This window comes from Aequorivita sediminis (assembly GCF_032080575.2).
Classification (GTDB): domain Bacteria; phylum Bacteroidota; class Bacteroidia; order Flavobacteriales; family Flavobacteriaceae; genus Aequorivita; species Aequorivita sediminis.
In genome coordinates this window covers 39252-58347 of the sequence record NZ_JAVLSO020000009.1, presented here as the reverse complement: position 1 = coordinate 58347, position 19096 = coordinate 39252, and the positions used below count along the sequence as shown (strand labels likewise).

At 34.3% G+C, this 19096-nt stretch carries 21 protein-coding genes and 1 tRNA gene; 8 read left to right on the top strand and 14 right to left on the bottom strand.

The features are described from left to right. Nucleotides 1–184: 184 nt before the first annotated feature. The 4 genes from RT250_RS12160 to RT250_RS12145 form a co-directional block, all read right to left on the bottom strand. The gene (locus tag RT250_RS12160; protein WP_313115057.1) at nt 185–922 is read right to left on the bottom strand and encodes a P-loop NTPase family protein; all 738 of its coding nucleotides are present in this window, start codon (nt 920–922) and stop codon (nt 185–187) included. 96 nt (nt 923–1018) lie between these two features. Then, on the bottom strand, nt 1019–1639 hold the full coding sequence (locus RT250_RS12155; RefSeq protein WP_313115056.1) for a hypothetical protein: 621 nt from the start codon (nt 1637–1639) through the stop codon (nt 1019–1021). Nucleotides 1640–1715: 76 nt separating this feature from the next. Next, a complete protein-coding gene (locus tag RT250_RS12150) occupies nt 1716–1991 on the bottom strand; it encodes a helix-turn-helix domain-containing protein (RefSeq protein ID WP_185098758.1) in 276 nt (91 codons plus the stop codon). Nucleotides 1992–2316: 325 nt separating this feature from the next. Further along, nucleotides 2317–3153 (bottom strand): RteC domain-containing protein, encoded by an 837-nt coding sequence (locus tag RT250_RS12145; RefSeq protein ID WP_313115054.1) that lies wholly within the window; start codon nt 3151–3153, stop codon nt 2317–2319. A 202-nt stretch (nt 3154–3355) separates the two neighbouring features. On the opposite strand from RT250_RS12145, the gene RT250_RS12140 reads away from it, so the two are divergent. Further along, a complete protein-coding gene (locus RT250_RS12140) occupies nt 3356–4039 on the top strand; it encodes a DNA-binding response regulator (RefSeq protein WP_313115053.1) in 684 nt (227 codons plus the stop codon). Here the strand turns inward: RT250_RS12140 and RT250_RS12135 are convergent. Together RT250_RS12135 and RT250_RS12130 are read right to left on the bottom strand one after the other, a co-directional pair. Beyond that, nucleotides 4036–5283: a site-specific integrase gene (locus RT250_RS12135; RefSeq protein ID WP_271393770.1), complete on the bottom strand. Its 1248-nt coding sequence runs from the start codon at nt 5281–5283 to the stop codon at nt 4036–4038. The genes RT250_RS12140 and RT250_RS12135 overlap by 4 nt on opposite strands. Before the next feature lie 216 nt (nt 5284–5499). Then, nucleotides 5500–5573, bottom strand: a tRNA-Pro gene (locus tag RT250_RS12130). A 236-nt stretch (nt 5574–5809) separates the two neighbouring features. On the opposite strand from RT250_RS12130, the gene trxB reads away from it, so the two are divergent. After that, entirely contained in the window at nt 5810–6781 is a 972-nt protein-coding gene (gene trxB / locus RT250_RS12125) for a thioredoxin-disulfide reductase (RefSeq protein ID WP_139855729.1), read from the top strand. Nucleotides 6782–6853: 72 nt separating this feature from the next. Here the strand turns inward: trxB and RT250_RS12120 are convergent, their stop codons facing one another. The 5 genes from RT250_RS12120 to RT250_RS12100 form a co-directional block, all read right to left on the bottom strand. Then, a complete protein-coding gene (locus RT250_RS12120) occupies nt 6854–7285 on the bottom strand; it encodes a hypothetical protein (RefSeq protein WP_271424637.1) in 432 nt (143 codons plus the stop codon). Between the two features lie 127 nt (nt 7286–7412). Then, on the bottom strand, nt 7413–8132 hold the full coding sequence (locus RT250_RS12115) for a head GIN domain-containing protein (protein ID WP_313115052.1): 720 nt from the start codon (nt 8130–8132) through the stop codon (nt 7413–7415). Between the two features lie 50 nt (nt 8133–8182). Continuing rightward, a complete protein-coding gene (locus tag RT250_RS12110; protein ID WP_313115051.1) occupies nt 8183–9877 on the bottom strand; it encodes a PspC domain-containing protein in 1695 nt (564 codons plus the stop codon). Beyond that, nucleotides 9874–10212, bottom strand: coding sequence for a PadR family transcriptional regulator (locus RT250_RS12105; RefSeq protein ID WP_139855725.1), 339 nt, complete (start codon nt 10210–10212; stop codon nt 9874–9876). The genes RT250_RS12110 and RT250_RS12105 overlap by 4 nt, the downstream gene beginning before the upstream one ends. 166 nt (nt 10213–10378) lie before the next feature. Beyond that, nucleotides 10379–10879: a DUF4870 domain-containing protein gene (locus RT250_RS12100; RefSeq protein ID WP_313115048.1), complete on the bottom strand. Its 501-nt coding sequence runs from the start codon at nt 10877–10879 to the stop codon at nt 10379–10381. A gap of 362 nt (nt 10880–11241) precedes the next feature. Here RT250_RS12100 and RT250_RS12095 point away from each other — a divergent pair, with 362 nt between their 5' ends. Both RT250_RS12095 and RT250_RS12090 read left to right on the top strand, forming a co-directional pair. After that, on the top strand, nt 11242–11694 hold the full coding sequence (locus RT250_RS12095; protein ID WP_313115047.1) for a DUF4442 domain-containing protein: 453 nt from the start codon (nt 11242–11244) through the stop codon (nt 11692–11694). A gap of 189 nt (nt 11695–11883) precedes the next feature. Next, the gene (locus RT250_RS12090) at nt 11884–12081 is read left to right on the top strand and encodes a hypothetical protein (RefSeq protein ID WP_139855722.1); all 198 of its coding nucleotides are present in this window, start codon (nt 11884–11886) and stop codon (nt 12079–12081) included. Nucleotides 12082–12139: 58 nt separating this feature from the next. On the opposite strand, the gene RT250_RS12085 is transcribed toward RT250_RS12090, so the two are convergent. Next, nucleotides 12140–13534: a GFO_1087 family putative carboxy terminal peptidase gene (locus RT250_RS12085; protein WP_313115044.1), complete on the bottom strand. Its 1395-nt coding sequence runs from the start codon at nt 13532–13534 to the stop codon at nt 12140–12142. A gap of 192 nt (nt 13535–13726) precedes the next feature. On the opposite strand from RT250_RS12085, the gene RT250_RS12080 reads away from it, so the two are divergent. Genes RT250_RS12080 through RT250_RS12065 form a run of 4 tightly spaced genes read left to right on the top strand, consistent with a single transcriptional unit; the run spans nt 13727 to nt 15782 of the window. Then, a complete protein-coding gene (locus RT250_RS12080) occupies nt 13727–14233 on the top strand; it encodes a GFO_1088 family ECF-type sigma factor (protein WP_313115042.1) in 507 nt (168 codons plus the stop codon). Then, complete coding sequence (locus RT250_RS12075) at nt 14220–14660, top strand: PG0215 family putative anti-sigma factor (RefSeq protein ID WP_313115041.1); 441 nt, start codon at nt 14220–14222, stop codon at nt 14658–14660. Before RT250_RS12080 ends, RT250_RS12075 begins: the two co-directional genes overlap by 14 nt. Before the next feature lie 41 nt (nt 14661–14701). Further along, on the top strand, nt 14702–15241 hold the full coding sequence (locus RT250_RS12070; protein ID WP_139855718.1) for a GFO_1090 family protein: 540 nt from the start codon (nt 14702–14704) through the stop codon (nt 15239–15241). Between the two features lies 1 nt (nt 15242). After that, nucleotides 15243–15782 (top strand): GFO_1091 family lipoprotein, encoded by a 540-nt coding sequence (locus RT250_RS12065; protein ID WP_185098769.1) that lies wholly within the window; start codon nt 15243–15245, stop codon nt 15780–15782. Nucleotides 15783–15857: 75 nt separating this feature from the next. Here RT250_RS12065 and purB read toward each other — a convergent pair whose 3' ends face one another. Both purB and RT250_RS12055 read right to left on the bottom strand, forming a co-directional pair. Further along, nucleotides 15858–17201, bottom strand: coding sequence for an adenylosuccinate lyase (purB, locus tag RT250_RS12060; protein ID WP_313115039.1), 1344 nt, complete (start codon nt 17199–17201; stop codon nt 15858–15860). 197 nt (nt 17202–17398) lie between these two features. Continuing rightward, entirely contained in the window at nt 17399–19042 is a 1644-nt protein-coding gene (locus tag RT250_RS12055) for an acyl-CoA carboxylase subunit beta (RefSeq protein ID WP_313115038.1), read from the bottom strand. Nucleotides 19043–19096 lie beyond the last annotated feature (54 nt).

Sequence of the window (19096 nt, the reverse complement as noted above, 5' to 3'; positions counted from 1 at the left end):
GCTTTTCTGTTTTTTAATCGCGATTCGCGATATGCAAATCACGTTAAGTTAATTGCGATGAGGTCTTCGAAACATATTGAAAGGAATGAAATTTTGAAGCGCTATTGCATTATCTTTTCAGCTTTTAAAACACTCAAGCACATGGCACTGGGTTAATTTGAAAATAAAATAGGATTCAGAGTTTTTATTTTCTTTTGTCTTTAGTGTTTTTGTCGAAGCCAATAACATTAACCATTTCACGGAGGCGACTGCGGACGCGGTTGCCGTAGCGGTCTTCTATTTCTTCGGCGTTGAGGTTGGTGGTTATGTGGGTCATATTATTAGCAATTGAAGCCTTTCGGCTCCTCTTCGACAGGCTCAGGACAGGCTGCTCAGGATGACATTGTGTGTATCTTTCGTATCTGGAGAGGAGGATTTCTCCCATTACGTTGCAGTCGTTTCCGAAGTGTTTGCCTTCGGGTTCTACGCCTAAATCATCAAAACAGAAGAAGTGGTTGTCACCATATTGTTCGATTATGGAATAACCGATATTGTTGAATGCGAAAACAATATTTCTCGTGGGTATTATTTTATAGGGGCGATGGTGAGGAACTAAGTGGCGCATTAATTTCATTAATGTAGTTTTCCCGCAACCTACGGGGCCGCTGAGTAAAATACCTTTGTTGATGTCGATATTATACTTTTCACAGCTTAGTTTGTCTTTGATAAAGTAAAGGCAGAGCTGGTAGATGATTGGATGATCTTCTTCGTGAATTTTAAAGTGTTTGCCGAATAGTATTTTTCCTTTTGCTGATAGATAGTTGAGCATTTTGGGAAAATCATACTGGATTGCGTTTCCTTTTATCTTTCCTAGCGTGAATTGTAAACCGCCTTCGATGAGGATATGTGGTGTTGCTGGATCGTATTTTGGTAGCGTTATCATTGTTGAGCGTTTTCGTCCTTCGGTACGTTTTCTTCAGCTCTTCTAGCTTAAGAAAACACTCAGGAGCCTTTATATTCTTCACTATTTATATGGTGGTTATAGAGGTTCTTTGTAATTTTTAGATTTGGTGGTTTTGAGGTTGTCCTTGTTTTGGGACAGTGGAGGTGAATGTTTTAGGTTGAGGTCTTTGGCTTTTAGCATCCAACTTTTTGCGGATGCGTGCCAATCGGTCATATTAATTTTTCCGCCAATTTTCCAACCGACGGCTGAATAGTGTGCGAAGAATTTTTGAGCTTCGATTTTTGGCCATTTATTTGCAGAAAAAAAAGAAATTACTTCATTTTCATTTTTCGGGAGCTCTCGTTTAAATCTGTTTTCTATAGGTTTATTATAGTTTATATATGATACCAACGGTTGTCCTGAATTTGGTACAGTTGAGTCCAACGGTTGTCCAGAGGTTGTCCCAAAAATGAACAACCTAATTCTACTTCCTCTAAATGAATTGTGGGATGGGATATATTGGATGTACTTCCAGCTATCGAGTTGTTTGAGACAACGATGATAGGTTGATTTGGAGCCAATTTTGGAGAGTTTCATAACCTCATCGCGAATGATAATGAAGTCTTTTGGAAATCGGTTAATATTCCAATAATTGAACAGTGCCATGTATAAGCTTATATGGGTAGGGTTCAGCCTAGTGTCCTTTGCTATGGTCATAAAAAATGCGTTTAGATGTGCTATGTAATTTACATTGGACATAGTATGAGATTCATATAGGAGCTTATGCGCGATTTTATCGTATTGAGTATTTATTCTCTTCTAGTACGCGTTCGATTTCTTTTTCTTCATACAGGATGATTCCGCCTATCTTGGAATAGGGGAGGGTTCCGTTAAGTCGTAGGTTTTGTAGTGTACCAGGACTGATGGATAGCAATTCCATAACTTCAGAAGATTTGAGATACTTTTTTGGTTCTTGCGGTTTTAGACTTTGGATTACTTTTTTCATTTCCTCTAGAAGTTCTAGTTTAAACTCGTAGAGATCATCGGTGGTAAGAATTTCTACTGCCATAATTAAAGAATTTAGATTGTTAAAATAATCCCCGTGGGGAGGCGGGGATTATAAAAACTACCAAAGGGTTACGTTTTTTTAGATTGGTAGTTTTTAGCACGATTTGACCTTCGTACTACAAAGGTTTGAAGAATGAAGAATTAAATTTCACAAGGTGTACCCAAGGTGGGTGTTTTTTTTTGAGATCTGAGATTTGAGACGTTAGATGTGAGAGTAGATTTTTGGGCGTATAAATGGAATTTTACTAGAGAAAGAAGTTAACTGATTTTGCTTTTTTTATTCCTATTTTGCTGAGGCTATTGAGGGCATAGGCTGAGTGCCAAGTTTATTCGTCGGCTTGGAGGATTCTGTTTGTTAGACTTTGCTTTAAATTATCTAGGAATTTTGTTGGGTTTATTTTTCTTGAACGGATTTCGATGAACGTGCGGTAGTAGTCTCCAAGCTCTATATTGAATGCTTCTTGAACTATTGAAGCTATATCTTTTATTTCTACCTGTCCATTGTTGATTGACTTTACTGCGTGTAGTGCGTATATCAGTTCAATTAAATCCACTTTGTTTGCGGTCCACTGTAAAGGAGAGGTTGTGGTTAGAAATGTGTTTAGTCGCGATGTGTTTTTTAATTTAAATAATTCCTTTCGCAGTCGGCTAATAAGCAGTTTGTGTGCAAATATTTTTGCAGTAATATAATCGTGGGAGGTGGAGAAATTTTGGTCTATACAATAGTGTACCGCATCGAGATGAAATTTGACTTTGCCATTGCTGCGCAGGAAGTATTCTGAATCGCGATCTGTCCTTCGACGCTCTAGGTATTTATAAAATGTTCTGTGTTCGACAAAGTATTCTTGATAGGAAGCTATTTTCTCTTGAATATATTTTTTTACTTTTCTATTGCTGGTTTGTGGTCTGTTTAATTCAAAATCTGCTAGTGATATAAAATATATCATATATCCAGCAGGGATTGGTTTGATAGTTTTAAAAAAACAACATTCTTGATCTGGTGATAATAGTTCGATAGAAAGGAACCTTTTTCTTAACTTGTTTATGGCTTTTCTACAAAAATACATTCCCGTTTCGACTTCCTCGAATACCGAAGTTGACCCAGAGTTTAAAGTGACAATTTTCTGCTCTAGGTCGGCAACAATTTTCCTGCAATTTTTCATGGTAGATCAATTGTTGAGGTTTTGGAAAATGTAGGGGAGTGTACTGAACTAACCAATATAAGAAATTGCTTGAGGAAATACTAAAGTACTACCGTACTTAATTTACGGTTTAACCGTACAAAATATATGCTGTTTTACTTATATGTTTGTTCTGTTGCCTATTGTTCATAGGTTTTTGTTTTGTTATAGATTTTTTTTGAGAATGAAATTTAATGATTTGACCATCGTTCTAATTAAAAGCTTCCCATTAGTAGTAGAATTTTATCGAGAGTTATTTAAAGAGATTAGTGAGGCTGATTCGAGATATCAATTTAATATTGAAACTTGTTTTAATTATGATGATGCCGTTGTTTTGTTTGAACGATTGAGAATGGCTAGGAAACGAATTGATCTTGTTGTTCTAGGTTTAAATGTTCCGGATTGTTCTGTTGATAGGCTTTTATTTGGAGAGGATATAGGTGTATTAGTTCGTAAGAATCATCCAGAGGCAAAGATTGTAATAACTACTGCTTTCAAGAATAATTATAAGATCCATTCTATTTTGAAGAACATAAATCCTGAAGGGATATTAGTTAAATCAGATGTTAATATAGCTACATTTAAGTATGCAATATTAGAGGTGTTGAATGATTCTGTATTTTACAGTAGAAGTGTTTCAAAGTGGATAAATAATTCAAGGAATTGTGACTTCGCGCTTGATAATTGGGATCACAAGTTACTATATGCGTTATCTCAAAATGTAAAAACTAAGGAGCTTACCCAATACCTGCCTTTTTCACTTTCAGCTATAGAGAAACGAAAAAAACGCATCAAGCTTTTATTTGGTATTGATGATGGAGATAATCGTCAATTAATATCTCTGGCTCGTCAATATGGTTTTATTTAATTGACATTTTTTAATAACTCTTTTTGATGGTTCAATACGATTCTTAAATTATTTATGTCTGAGCTAATTCTACTCTCTAATACCTTAGCATAAATCTGAGTGGTGGATAGCTTTGTATGGCCGAGTAGTTTTGATACGGTTTCTATTGGCACCCCGTTGCTTAAGGTTACAGTTGTAGCAAAGGTGTGTCTTGCACTATGAAAAGTTAGATACTTGTTTATTTTTAGTTCCTTAGCTATTTCTTTTAAATATATATTGAGTTTTTGATTTGAGTAGACTGGCAAAAGCTTATCGCTATTTGTCATTTCATCTTTATATTTATGGATGATATTTTCTGCAACATCTAGTAGCGGGATTTTAATGGGATGGTCTGTTTTCTGTCTTTTTGTGAAGATCCAATCTTTACCGTCTATACCTTTTACGATGTCATTTTTCATAAGGTTTTTCACGTCTATATATGAGAGGCCGGTATAACAACTGAAGATGAAAATATCTTTAGTTCTATTTTGATAAGTATGATTGAGTTCGGTGTTGATTAACAAGTCTAGTTCTTTTTGGGAAAGGTAATGTCTTTCATTTTTGACAAATTTGAGTGAGAAATTTGCGAATGGATCGCGTTCGACCCATTCTAATTTTACTGCTAGATTGAGTAGCTTCTTTAATCGCTCCAGGTGTTTCATTACGCCATTGTTTGTTAGGGGTCTTGATTTTTGTATTTGTGCAACATTCCGTCGTAGAAAATTTTCAAAGTCGATTATAAAAGCATAATCGAGGTGCTCTAGATATATGTCATCGGTATTTCTTTGAATTTCTAGAAATCTCTTAATATAGGTTTCTGTTGTGTAATAGTTTTTTAGGGTTCCTGGTTTTAATACAGACTTCATATTGAATTTGTGGTATTCTGACAACTGGATGAGTGTTTTCCTTATTTGATCTTCCCCTCGATATCTTGCTATTACGGTTTGGGGGGTAATTAATTTTCGTTCTTTTTTAAGCTCTCTGTATGCCTCATCGATTTGGATTAGAACCTGATTTATGTGATTGTTGATTTGACGGGCCTCCGCGCTGTTTCCCTTGAGCCTAGAAACAGAAGGTTCCCACAAATCTGTAGTAAATTTTATTTTAATACTAAACCTCTTAAACTTGCCATTGACTGTTATTCTTGCATATAGAGGTGTTTTTCCTTTAGATTCTTTCTCAAATCTTGGTAGGAGCATTACAGAAAAGGTGTCGGATTTCCTCATAATATTTTACGTTTTCTAATTAATAAATCTTTGAAAACGAAGGTCAAATCAGAGGTTTCGCGAAATAATCCCTTTTTAAAAAGGGTGTCCGATTAGGGTACATTTTATATGATTTCGAACCAAATTTAATGGTTTTTTGCTATGAATTCGAAAACTAAAAAACCCTGTAAACCATATGATTTACAGGGTTTTAGTGTTTTTTGGTGTTTTTTCTTGTCGAGATGACAGGATTTGAACCTGCGACCCCACGCCCCCCAGACGTGTACGCTACCAGACTGCGCTACATCTCGATAATTAGAACACAAAAATACCCAAAATCCAAATCTTTACAAGAGGTGAGGTTTAAATTCCGTAGAACACTCCACCTAATTCAACCTTTTTAAATTGAAAAGGAGTTTCAATGTTATTTTATATTAGGCACAATAGTAGTTTCCAATACTCAGATAACAAATCTTAATAAAAATTAAACGTCTTTTCCTTTAAAAGTTGCTATTTTTACCGTTCGAAAATTATTGAAGAGAATATCATGAGCGAAACTATTGAAAGAATTAAATGCCTTATCATTGGGTCTGGGCCGGCAGGTTATACGGCAGCGATTTATGCTGCACGCGCAGACTTGAAACCTGTTGTTTACACTGGGATGGAACCAGGTGGACAGCTAACTACAACTACAGAAGTTGATAACTTCCCAGGATATCCTGAAGGAATTGATGGACCTACTATGATGGTGCAGCTACAACAACAAGCTGAGCGTTTTGGAACTGAAGTTAGAATAGGAATGGTTACTAACGTAGAATTTAGTGATAAAGTTGGAGGAATTCATAAAATTACTGTAGATAATAGCACTCAATTAGAGGCAGAAACAGTTATTATTTCAACTGGTGCTACAGCTAAATACTTAGGTCTTCCAAGTGAACAAAAATTACGCGGGGGTGGAGTATCTGCTTGCGCAGTTTGTGATGGCTTTTTCTACAAAGGACAAGACGTTGCTATTGTAGGAGCTGGTGATACTGCTGCTGAAGAAGCTACTTATTTATCTAATATTTGTAATAAAGTTACAATGCTTGTTCGTAAGGACTATATGCGTGCTTCAAAAGCGATGCAACACAGGGTAAACAACACTAAAAACCTTGAAGTACTATATAATACTGAAGTAGACGAGGTACTAGGAGATTCTGTGGTTGAGGGATTAAGAGTAGTAAATAATCAAACTGGAGAGAAATCTGATATAGAAATCACAGGTTTGTTTATTGCAATCGGACATAAACCTAACACTGACATATTCAAAGGACAAATAGATATGGATGAGACAGGTTACATCATCACTAAAGGAAAAACTACTAAGACAAATATCCCTGGAGTTTTTGCGAGTGGAGATGTTCAAGATAAAGATTATCGCCAAGCAGTAACAGCTGCTGGAACTGGTTGTATGGCGGCGCTAGATGCAGAGCGTTACCTTGCAACAATTGAAACAGAATCTGAAGTTACTGCAGAGTAATTTTCAAACTATATAAACATAAAAATGCCGCAATTGTTGCGGCATTTTTATTTATAATGATAAGCAAAATATTTAAATTTTAGTAAAAGTTAAGAGTTCAGTGTCTCCATCCCCACCACTTATATCTGAAAGTTCTATTTTTACATTACTCACCGAAACTATATCCCAGTCGTCATTTAATTCGTCAAAAGGTTCCATTTCACTGAATTGAAGCACCAACTCTTCGCCACTGTTAGAAGAGTTTTGATAAGCCCAAGTTCCTGGCTCAGTTAAAATATCGTTTTTAGCGGTTACTGTACCATCTTCATTAAATGTAAATGAAAAACTTTGAAAATCGGACGTGTGATCTGATGTACCATCAACCATTTTGGTTATTTTCCATTTTCCTTGCGGAAGCGTGGTTATAATGTTTTCAAATTCATCTGTTTTTACGTTGCCTGCATCATCATCAGAATTACAAGAAAATAACGTTACTACTGCTAATATTAAAAGGAGTTTTTTCATAATTGATTTTTTACAAATTTCGGTTTTTACGAATAAATAACGCTTAAAATTGTATTAAATTTTAAAAACCTAACAAATTCTTGTGAAAATGTTGGGTTTTTGATTATAATATGCTGTCTTTCAATTCTTATATTTTTTTTACACTACCTGAATGACTTTTATTACTTTCTATAGAAGATGGATCGCCGTGGTAGTTAATTTCACCTCCGCTACTTACATTCGTTTTTAAATTTTCTCGAACGTTAACAATAACTTCGGCGCCACTTGATGCTTCAGCTTCACAGTTAATGACCAATAGTTTTTTCGCATTCAATTCACTGCCACTAGAAGCATCGGCGTTTAAGAAGGAAGCTTTTCCGGAAACATCCATATCTGCTCCACTACTAGTTTTAGCATTTACCTCCTGAGCGAATACTTCTACTTTTAAATCGGCGCCACTACTGCTTTTTAAGGTGAGGTTTTGACTTTTTATAATAGAATTTCCAACTACGTCGGCACCGCTACTAGCTTCAATAGTGTTTAATTCTACAAAGGTAACGTATACTTTTTTAGCTTTTGAACTCCTGATGTTCTCGGAAGTGGTAATGTGAAGTTTTCCATTTTCAATATCGGTTTCAATATACTGATGAAGATTTTCATCGGCTTCTACTACAATTTTGTTTTCACTACCTTCAGTAAGATACACATCTAATCCAGCACTGCCGCGAACTTCTTCAAAATTTTCTGAAACACTGCGCTCTTTTGTAACAATATTTCCATTTCCTTTTTCATCTATATCGATATTAAAATTACATGCGCTTAAAAGCAATGCAATTCCAAATAAGGTGATTATTTTTGATATTTTCATAATTGATTAGTTTAATTGTTTAAAAATGAAATAGTCGTTGAATTAGACTATTATATGTTTTTAAAATCTTCTTTCACCTCTTCCTCCCAGCTTTTTTGAGGTGCTGAAACAGAGTCTATTTCAATATTTATGATTTTAGTTGAATCGGTAGCATTCTTAGATTCTTCAAGTGATTGACAGTCCAAGCATTGAAATGAATCTTTTAATACTCTGAAATAATGTTCATCATTACTCCGTTTTTTTATCTCGTTTAAATCTGTATTGTATTTTATGTAAGAATGAATTGTTTCATCTGGATTTATTACAGTTCCTTCAGGTAGATAAATAGTTATATCAATTTCTTGATCACGAAATTTATTTGCCGTATCTGTAGTAAAATAACCATCAAGAATTAAAGTGTTGTTTTCAATAGTATAATTGTATGAAATAGCTTCGGCTCGCTTTTTTGCATTCAGGTGGTTACTACCTTCTGCAGCTTTTTCGATTACTATTTTACCAATTGTATCTTTTGAAGTTTTAATGTTTAAAGAAATATCAGTCGAATAGATAATCTGCTTCTCATTCTCGTCGTACTTTAATTCCCAATCGCTATCCTGCCTAACTTCATAACTGAAAGCTTTATTAGCCCGCATTGATATCTGTAGGGTATCGTTTGATTTAATTAATAGGGCTTGCTCTTGAATAAAATTACCATCATATGCTTTTTCGGTTGCCTGCTTGATGCCGATTACTGCCAATCCAATTATCGACAATGCCCAAACTACAATAAGTAGTATTTTAACTGTTGAATTCATTGATTTTAAGTTGCTTATCAACAACTTTAATCCCAAAACAAAGAGTGCAAAAAACGGTATCCCAATAGCGAGTAATGATAATAGTGCTACTAGCCACATTAATCCATTTGTAGTGTCGACCATTGTAATGTATTCTGCTATTTCATTATTCCCCCAATAATCGATAGACCCGAAGGTAAAAAATCCAATTATTAAGCTGATAAGTGTGAATAATGAAACTATGATTATCATAATTCCGATAAACTTTACGAATACTTTAAAAAGACCGATGAATACGTTTCCCAAGGAATCGAAAAAACCCGTGGTACCCGTTTTTATTTTATTTCCATATTTGTCGTAATCGACGTTTTTTACGCGATCTGCAACATTATCGAAACCCTCTTTAAACTTTCTTTCGATGTTCGAAATGTTTACTGGCTCACCCTTCATCTTCAATTTATCTGAAGTGGTAACAGCCGCAGGAACTAATATCCACAATAAAATATATACTAATATTGGAGATCCTAAGCCCGCAACTACCAAGAGAACCCAAAGAAGTCTAATCCATATAGGGTCTAATCCAATATAATGACCTATCCCTGAGGATACCCCCGATATATACTTATTGTCTATATCTCGAAATAGTTGTTTGCGTGTATTGCTATTGCTGTATGAAGCATCGGAATTTGCATCTTCAAAAATCTCATCGTCAACCTCATAATCTTCTGGCTGTCCCATAATGGCAATAACTTCATCTAGCGTTTGCTGAGTAATAACCTGAGTTGGACTCTTGGTTTTTTCAAAGAAAAGTTCTCCAATACGTGCTTCAATATCCTGCATTATTTCTTCTCTTCCATCAGCACCTTTTAGCGACTTTCTAATGGCGTCTAGGTAGCGTGAAAGCTTCTCAAAGGCATCTTCATCTATGTAAAAGGAGGTGCCTGCCAAATTTATGTTTACTGTCTTGTTCATTTTTTGTTTTTTTCGCTGGTTACTATGGTTACGGCCTGTTGCAGTTCGCTCCAGGTGTTGTTCAATTCGGTTAAAAATAATTTGCCTTTTTCAGTAAGGCTATAATACTTTCGTGGTGGTCCGCCGGTAGATTCTTCCCAACGATAAGCAAGTAATCCAGCATTTTTAAGCCTTGTGAGCAGCGGATATATTGTGCCTTCCACGACAAGCATTTTTGCGTCTTTTAAGGTTTCAAGAATATCTGAAGTATAAGCCTCACCGTCCTTTAGGATGGATAGGATACAAAACTCCAAAACCCCTTTTCGCATCTGCGCTTTTGTGTTTTCGATTTTCATTTCTTAATTATTTGTTTTGTGTAACTCATGTTCGTTATTAATGATTTTTGAATAGGGGAGTGCACTAGTTTGTTCTTGGCATTGTTGATTAGTCAATGCACTATCATACTCCTTATGTACTGGCGTACTAACTCCCAAAAATTGAATCGTAGCAGCCAAAAGAAAATTAACTATTGTGCTCATCTTGACTTATTTTTTGACCGTTAGTTTTTATAAATGGAATGTTAAGTGGGTATTTATATAGTTGTCCGCGCGATGCGTGAATAGAAGCATTGATTACTGCGTAAATTTCAAAAACAAACAATGCTAGGAATAATATTATTACAAGACTAATTAATAGTAGGTAGCCCGATAAATTTTGAATGTTGTTTATGGAAAACATTCCGTCATTAAGATTGATGCTTTCTGCTAACGAAATAATATCTGAAGCAAAAATTATAATAAAAGGCAAACATAACAGTCCAATTAGAATAGTATATAATAAAGTGCTTAACTGAAAATTGATGGCTTGCTTTCCATGATCGTCTATAAACGCTTTTTCCTTATTAAAAGTCCATAGTAGTAAAGGAGCTATAAAATTGGCAAAAGGAAAAAAGTATTTTAAGAATGTTGATAAGTGTATAAAAACACTGGTATTTTTTTGATTTTCTGTTATTGTAGTTTCCATAGCTTGATATTGTCTTATGCAAATATATGTCTAAAAGACAGTAGTATGTTACACATAGTACTATAATTAACTTTTTTTTAACATTTATAGTTTTTGTTTTTAGATGTTTAAATAAATTTATTATGTTGTTGGATATTAGGGTTTTGGAATGTTATAGTTGCCTTGAAGCTTGTGTTTCTAGGTGTTCATCAAATATCGAAGAGATAAAGTAACTTAAAAAGAATAATTGAAGTAAGATGGTAAAATTCATTGATAGCGATAAATACATCTACCTAATATTTTAATGAACCAACAACTTGTTTTTAATTTTACTGAACTTTAAAACTATATTTATCAATATATTCGTGTAAAATATTCTTCTGATGAAACTAAGTCCGAGTAAAATCAATTCATTTTTATTATTCAAGCTTCCTTCTGCTTACTTCACAGGTGTACGAGTAAAATCGATTACAGATACTACTTGTGTTACCTCTGTAAAACACAGATGGATAAATCAAAATCCTTTTAATTCAATGTTTTGGGCTGTGCAAGGTATAGCTGCCGAGTTGAGTACTGGGGCAATGGTGATGGATAAAATTAAAAAAAGCAATAAAGGGATTTCCATGTTAGTGCTAAATAATAAAGCTACTTTCACCAAGAAAGCAAAGGGTAGAATTATGTTTTATTGTAATGATGGTGATAAAATAGACGACGCCCTTAAAAAAACGATTGCTACTGGTCAAGGTCAAACTATTTGGATGAAATCTGAAGGAAAAGACTCGAAAGGAGATACGGTTTCTATATTTGAATTTGAGTGGACGCTAAAAGTAAAATGATTTAATCTCCCGAACATTAAAGGGTTAGCCTTGTGATTCCTTAGTTAACAAATCTTTAACAGTGTTAATCTCCTTTAGAATCAATTTTAGATGACTTATAATTCTTATATTTAGATTGAATTTAAAAATAAACCCTTTGCGTATTGATTAAACTTCTACCTAATCTAATTTATTAAATTTTAATTAGCTATGGCAAGAGCAATGTTTGATTATACCAAAGCTGTACTAGCAAAAGTCAGTTTTGATGTCAATTTGTTCTGCAAAGAATTGAAAAAAGCGTTAACCCGTTTACTTCCTTATGAAATTGAGGAATTAAAACTGTGGATTGATTCGCTTATCAAGCAGAACCCCCAACTGGATAAATGTTTAATGTATTTAAAGACATGAAAATGAAAAATCCCTCTGAACTTCAGAGGGATTTTTCATTTTAGTATTTCAATTTGGCTTAATTTTCAATCATCCTACCATATATAGGAGAGCTAACTTTCCCATCGGTAAATTCATTTAATTCAACCTCTTTTTTTTGAAGTGGTGCTGGTCTTCCTGCTATATCTTGCAATGCTTGGGCTAATAAAGGTTCGTTCATATCACCAAGTTGCCCTAGATTGAAATAATTTTCTTTTAAATAAATATCTGGAGCCAATCCATTAATAAAGTCGGTATGACCGTTTTTATTTGCAGTTTTATACACCAATGGAAGCATGCAATAAGTATGGCTAGGGTCTGAAAGTTGTTTACTAAAGCTTGGCGCCGGAGCGTCGTAAAGTAAAAACGAAGCTTGGAATTTTCCAGTAGTGGTATCGCCAATTTGTACAGTATTAATATATGGGTCAAGTCCGTTTAAAACCAATTCACTTGCCGAAGCAGAACGTTTCGTTGTTAGGATATACACCTTGTTTAGATTTAAACTATTAGTGCTAGAACCATTACTAATTTTGTTGTCGAATAAACCATTTTCAGCTCTTTCGTCTTGTCTGTCCTCATTCCAAAACTCCTGATAAAACAATTCACCATTAAATTGACCTGTAATCATACTAGCCAGATCTGTTGCAGTTTCTACAGAACCACCACCGTTATAACGTAAGTCTAAAACTAAATCGGTTACTCCTTCTGCTTGAAACTCACCAAAAGCATTATTAAGTTCTACATCATAATTCCTTGTAAACGAATTATACATTAAATAACCAATTTTGCGACCATTTACATCTAAGGTTGTTGCTTTATAAACTGGGTTTTCGGTGTATTGATTTTTTATTAATTGAACAGTTTCACCGGTTGGTAAAAATTCGGTTCCATTATAAGTTGCTAAGCCAATAGTATAACTTTCAGTTGATAATAATTCTTGGTAGTTGTTGTCGTTTAATTGTTGCCCATCAATTGTGGTGAAGATATCTCCTCTCTTTAGTTCCTTGTCTTCGGCATCCGTATTAGGAAGTATATACCGTACATATCCAAATACATTACCACTGCCATCCGGATAATATACTAAGCCGTATTCCATTCCATTGCTCAATGAAATTCCGTTTAAAGCATTTTCGATAACATTGTAGTCATCAAAAAGATTACTGAAACGATCTTGTGACGATTTTAAATAGGCGAATAAAGATTCAGGAGAGTCGTATGTTTTTAAAAAATTGTTTCTCTCTGTATCATTTACAAAGGCGTTATTCGCTAATTCTGGTGTATCCTCTTTGTAGAGATAGTAGTAATTAAGTCCACGGTACACAAAGTTTTGAATATCTAGCGAAGTAGCTGTTTGTAACGTGTCATCCATATCTTTAAAGCAAGAAGCTAAAAGAAACGAACTCATTAGGACTGCTGCAAAATGTTTTATTTTCATAAAAATGGTTTAAAGGCGTAGTGCTATAAAAACTAATAAATTAAGAATTATATTGTAATGATAAAAATAAACATTTAAGACTGATGTGTATTAAGCATATATAATATTTTAAAAATACATTATTAAAATAGAGTAACAATTGTTCAATTGACTCGTCTTTTAAATAGAGCGCCAAAATACTAAGCTTAGATTATGAATCAGGTAGAATTTTTAGAAATCGTTTCCCCTTTTAAGGATAAGCTCTATCGCTTAGCTAAAAGAATCTTGATTTCTACTGATGAAGCCGAAGATGCGGTACAAGAAGTGTATTTAAAATTGTGGAAAGCAAAGGCAAACATTAAAAGTTATAGCAATGTTGAAGCTTTCGCAATGACGATGACAAAGAATTTTTGTTTAGATAGGTTGAAGTCGAAACAAGCTTCAAATTTGAAGTTAGTGCACACTAATTTTCCTACAAGTGGAAATATTGAGCGTAACTTAGAAGCAAATGAAGGTGTAGATATGGTTTTGAAAATTCTTGAAGATCTACCAGAACAACAGCGAATTGTAATTCAGTTACGAGATGTTGAACAACTTGAATTTTCAGAAATAGCGAAGATATTGGATAGCAACGAAACAGCAATTAGGGTAGCGTTATCCCGAGCTCGAAAAACGGTTAGAAATTTGATGATTAAAAAATATAATTATGGAATTAGCTAAAATAGAACAGCTACTTAATGCCTATTTTGAAGGTGAAACAAACTTAGAGGATGAGAAAATTCTTAGAGATTATTTTCTCAATGAAAATGTGCCAACGCATTTGCTTCAATACAAACCGATTTTTGTAGGTCTAGAGGCAGCTCGGAAGGAGCGTTTTCAGAAAGAAATTGATTTGCCAAAACCTGAAACAGCTGCATTTACAAACTGGAAATATATAGCTGTAGCATTATTGGTTTTATCTTTCTTGGTTGGAGGAGTTTATTTTTCTCAATCCAATAAGTTAACACCTGAAGAAAAAGAAGCTTTAGCCGCTTTTGAAGAGAGTAAAAAAGCAATGTTGCTGCTGTCACAGAATCTTAACAAAGGAACAGAGCGACTTACTTTAGTAAATCAATTTAGCACTGCGAAAAATAAAGTATTTGAATAAACGATAAACAATTTAGAACAACAATCTTAAATAAATAAGCAATGAAAAAAATAGCAATATTAATAGCACTAGTTATAGCGCCTTTTATTTCGGGAGCTCAAAGCACATTCGACTTTCTAGAGGATGAGAAAAATGTTACATCTGTAATTGTAACTAAAAATATGTTCAAACTATTGAGTAAAATGGATTTAGACTCAAGCGATCCTGAAGCGCAGGCGTATTTAAAAATGGTTAACGATTTAGACTATATTAAAATCTATACTACCGACAATCCAGCAACGGCAAAAAAGATGAATGAAACTGTTGCGAAGTACATAAGTAGCTCAAAAAACCTAGGTGAGCTTATGCGCGTAAAAGATGAAGGAACAAATGTGAAATTCTATAGTAAAGAAGGAAAAAATGAAAACTATGTTAGCGAACTTCTTATGAATCTTGACGGAATCGTAGATGGAAAACCAACTACTGTAATAATGAGTATTACTGGGAATATCGATTTAAAAAGAATTTCAAAACTTACGCAGGATTTAAAAGTTCCTGGAAGTGAATTATTGAAAGACCTTGATAAAGCTAAAAAACAATAATATGAAATATCTTAAATATTCATTATCTATAATTTTGGTTGCTTTAACTCTGGTTTCGTGCTCGGAAAAATCACTTCAGAAATACCTTGTAGAAAAGCAAGACGATGAGCATTTTGTAAAAATGGATCTTGCAGCAAGTTTATTACAAGGAAAGGAGAACACTTTTACCGATGAAGAGAAAAAGACTTTAAGTACAATTAAGAAAGTAAATATTGTAGCTTATCCATTATCTAGTGGAGATTCTGTAAATTATGAAAGTGAGCGTATTGAGGTTAAACAAATTCTTCGCCAAGACCAATATAAGGAGCTTGCGAGGTTTAATAACGATCAGTGGGATGCAACTATAAAATTTACGGGAGAAGAAGATGCTATTAATGAATTAATAGTTTTTGCAAGCGACGACAATCGTGGATTTGCGGTTTTGAGAATTCTAGGGGATGATATGCGTCCAGATGAAATTTTTAAACTTGTAAAAGGGGCTGATAAAAATGATTTAGACTTTTCGAAGTTTGGTGGTTTAGGTGAAATATTTAAAGACTAATTTTCAATAAATTAATAAAACAAAAAGGCTTCATCGCAATAGTGATGAAGCCTTTTTACATTTATAAGTAGAATATTAAATTCCAGTATAGTTACTTGGAGTAATTTGTCTCATCTCTTCTTTAACGCTTTCAGGAACATCTAAAGTTTCTATAAAGTTGGCCATAGAATCTTTATTTATTTGTTCGTTGGTACGTGTCAATCCTTTTAATGCCTCATAAGGATTTGGGTACCCTTCACGTCTTAAAATTGTTTGAATCGCTTCAGCTACTACAGCCCAATTGTTTTCTAAGTCTTGTTTAAACTTAGGTTCGTTTAGTAATAATTTATTCAGACCCTTAAGTGTAGATTTAAATGCGATAAAAGTATGTCCTAGAGGAACACCAACATTGCGCAACACAGTGCTATCGGTTAAGTCACGCTGAAGTCTACTAACAGGTAACTTAGCTGAAAGGTGTTCAAAAATTGCGTTTGCAATTCCTAAGTTTCCTTCGCTATTTTCAAAATCGATTGGGTTTACTTTATGTGGCATTGCGCTACTTCCTACTTCACCTTCTTTAATTTTTTGTTTGAAGTAATCCATAGATACATAAGTCCAGATATCTCTGTCCAAATCGATAATTACCGTATTAATTCGCTTTAAACAATCAAATAGCCCAGCCATATGGTCGTAGTGCTCAATTTGAGTGGTTGGGAAAGAATGGTGTAGACCAAGAGTATCTTGAACCAATTTTTTTCCAAAAGAAAGCCAATCTGTTTTTGGGTATGCTACTTTATGAGCATTGAAGTTTCCTGTAGCACCACCAAATTTAGCGGCATTTTTAATATTCTTTAGAATTTCAAACTGCTCTTCAATTCGAACAACAAAAACATCTAGTTCTTTTCCTAAGCGAGTAGGTGAAGCTGGTTGTCCGTGAGTACGGGCAAGCATAGGCACATCTGCCCATTCTTTAGCAAGTTTTTTAAGGTTGTCTAATAATTCGTTTAAAAGTGGAGTATATGCCTCTACAATCGCATCTTTAATAGAAAGCGGAATAGCAGTGTTGTTTATATCTTGAGAGGTTAGTCCAAAGTGAATAAACTCCTTATATTTTTGAAGGTTTAGATTATCAAATTTTTCTTTTATAAAATATTCAACAGCTTTTACATCGTGGTTTGTTACCTTCTCTGTCTCCTTGATTTTTAGGGCATCTTCAACCGAAAAATCTTTATAAAGCGCACGAAGTTCATTAAAAAGAGATTTATCAAAATCTTTAAGTTGCGGTAGATCTAATTCAACTAACGCGATAAAGTATTCAATTTCAATAAGAACACGATAACGAATTAGCGCCTCTTCAGAGAAATAAGGAATAAGACTAGATGTTTGATTGGTATATCTACCGTCTATAGGTGAAATAGCTTGTAGTGCCTTGATATTCATAGGTTCAAAAAATTTAAGTTGCAAATATACAAAATGCAAGAATGTTTTTGGTGTGAGTTTATCTATTAAGATTCTTTAAATCAAAGGATAAAAGCTCACTTTGCTGTTATTGATTTAAATAGAAGACTCCGATTCAATTTTATGCGAATCGGAGCCAGTATGTATATAATGTTTAGTGCTATAGTTAAACCAGATTCTTATACTTGAAGTACTCCAAGATTAAATGGTTTTGTAATAGGTGAGTGGTCTGCTGCTTCAATTCCCATAGAAATCCATTTTCTCGTATCTAAAGGATCGATTACAGCATCTGTCCACAATCTCGCAGCTGCGTAATAAGGAGAAATTTGCTTGTCATAACGCGCCTTAATTTTGTCGTAAAGCTCTTTTTCTACTTCTTCAGTAATTTCTTTTCCTTGTTTTTTTAGGGAAGCGGTTTCAATTTGTAAAAGTACTTTTGCTGCACTATTACCACTCATTACTGCTAATTCGGCACTTGGCCAAGCAACGATTAATCGCGGGTCGTACGCTTTTCCACACATGGCATAGTTTCCTGCACCGTAACTATTTCCTATTACTATGGTAAACTTAGGAACAACACTGTTACTTACAGCATTAACCATTTTGGCGCCATCTTTTATAATTCCGCCATGCTCGCTTTTACTACCAACCATAAATCCTGTTACATCTTGTAAGAAAACTAATGGAATTTTCTTTTGGTTGCAGTTAGCGATAAAACGAGTTGCCTTATCTGCACTATCACTATATATTACTCCACCAAACTGCATTTCGCTAGGTTTAGTTTTAGCTTTAGTAGTTTTCACCAAGGTTCGTTGGTTAGCAACTATACCTACTGCCCAACCATCAATTCTCGCATATCCGGTTAAGATAGTTTGTCCGTAGCCTTCCTTGTATTCTTGAAAATCACTATCGTCTACAAGGCGTTTAATGATTTCACGCATATCGTATTGCTCACTTCTAGACTTAGGTAAAATACCGTATATATCTTGAGGATTTTCTTTTGGTTTTACAGCCTTCTCGCGATTAAAACCAGCTTTTTCAAAAGATCCAATTTTAGACATAATATTTTTAATAGTGTCTAAAGCTTCTTTATCATCCTTCATCTTGTAATCTGTAACACCACTAACTTCACAGTGAGTAGTAGCACCTCCCAGAGTTTCATTATCGATGCTTTCGCCTATTGCAGCCTTTACAAGATAACTTCCCGCTAAAAAGATACTTCCAGTTTTATCTACGATTAAAGCTTCATCGCTCATAATTGGCAGATAAGCACCACCAGCAACACAACTTCCCATAACAGCAGAAATTTGAGTAATCCCCATACTACTCATTACTGCGTTGTTTCTAAATATACGTCCGAAATGTTCTTTGTCTGGGAAAATTTCATCTTGCATTGGTAAAAATACTCCTGCGCTATCCACTAAATAAATGATAGGAAGTCTGTTTTCTATGGCAATTTCTTGTGCGCGTAAGTTTTTCTTAGCAGTAATTGGGAACCAAGCTCCAGCTTTTACAGTAGCATCATTGGCAACAACTATACATTGTTTTTTCTTAATATAACCAATTTTAACAACTACACCTGCACTTGGAGCACCCCCGTATTCCTCATACATTTCATCACCGACAAAGGCACCAATTTCAATACTTGGGCTGTTTGGGTCTAAGAGGTAGTCAATACGTTCGCGGGCAGTCAATTTGCCTTGGGCGTGTTGTTTTTCTATTCTTTTTTTACCACCACCAAGCTTTACTTTGGCAAGTTTATTTTTTAAATCTGAAACCAGTAACTTATTGTGGTCTTCGTTTTTATTGAAGTCTAAATCCATTTTTTAATTGGTGTTTTGGCTAAAATACAAAATGCCTTTAAAATGTTTTGATTA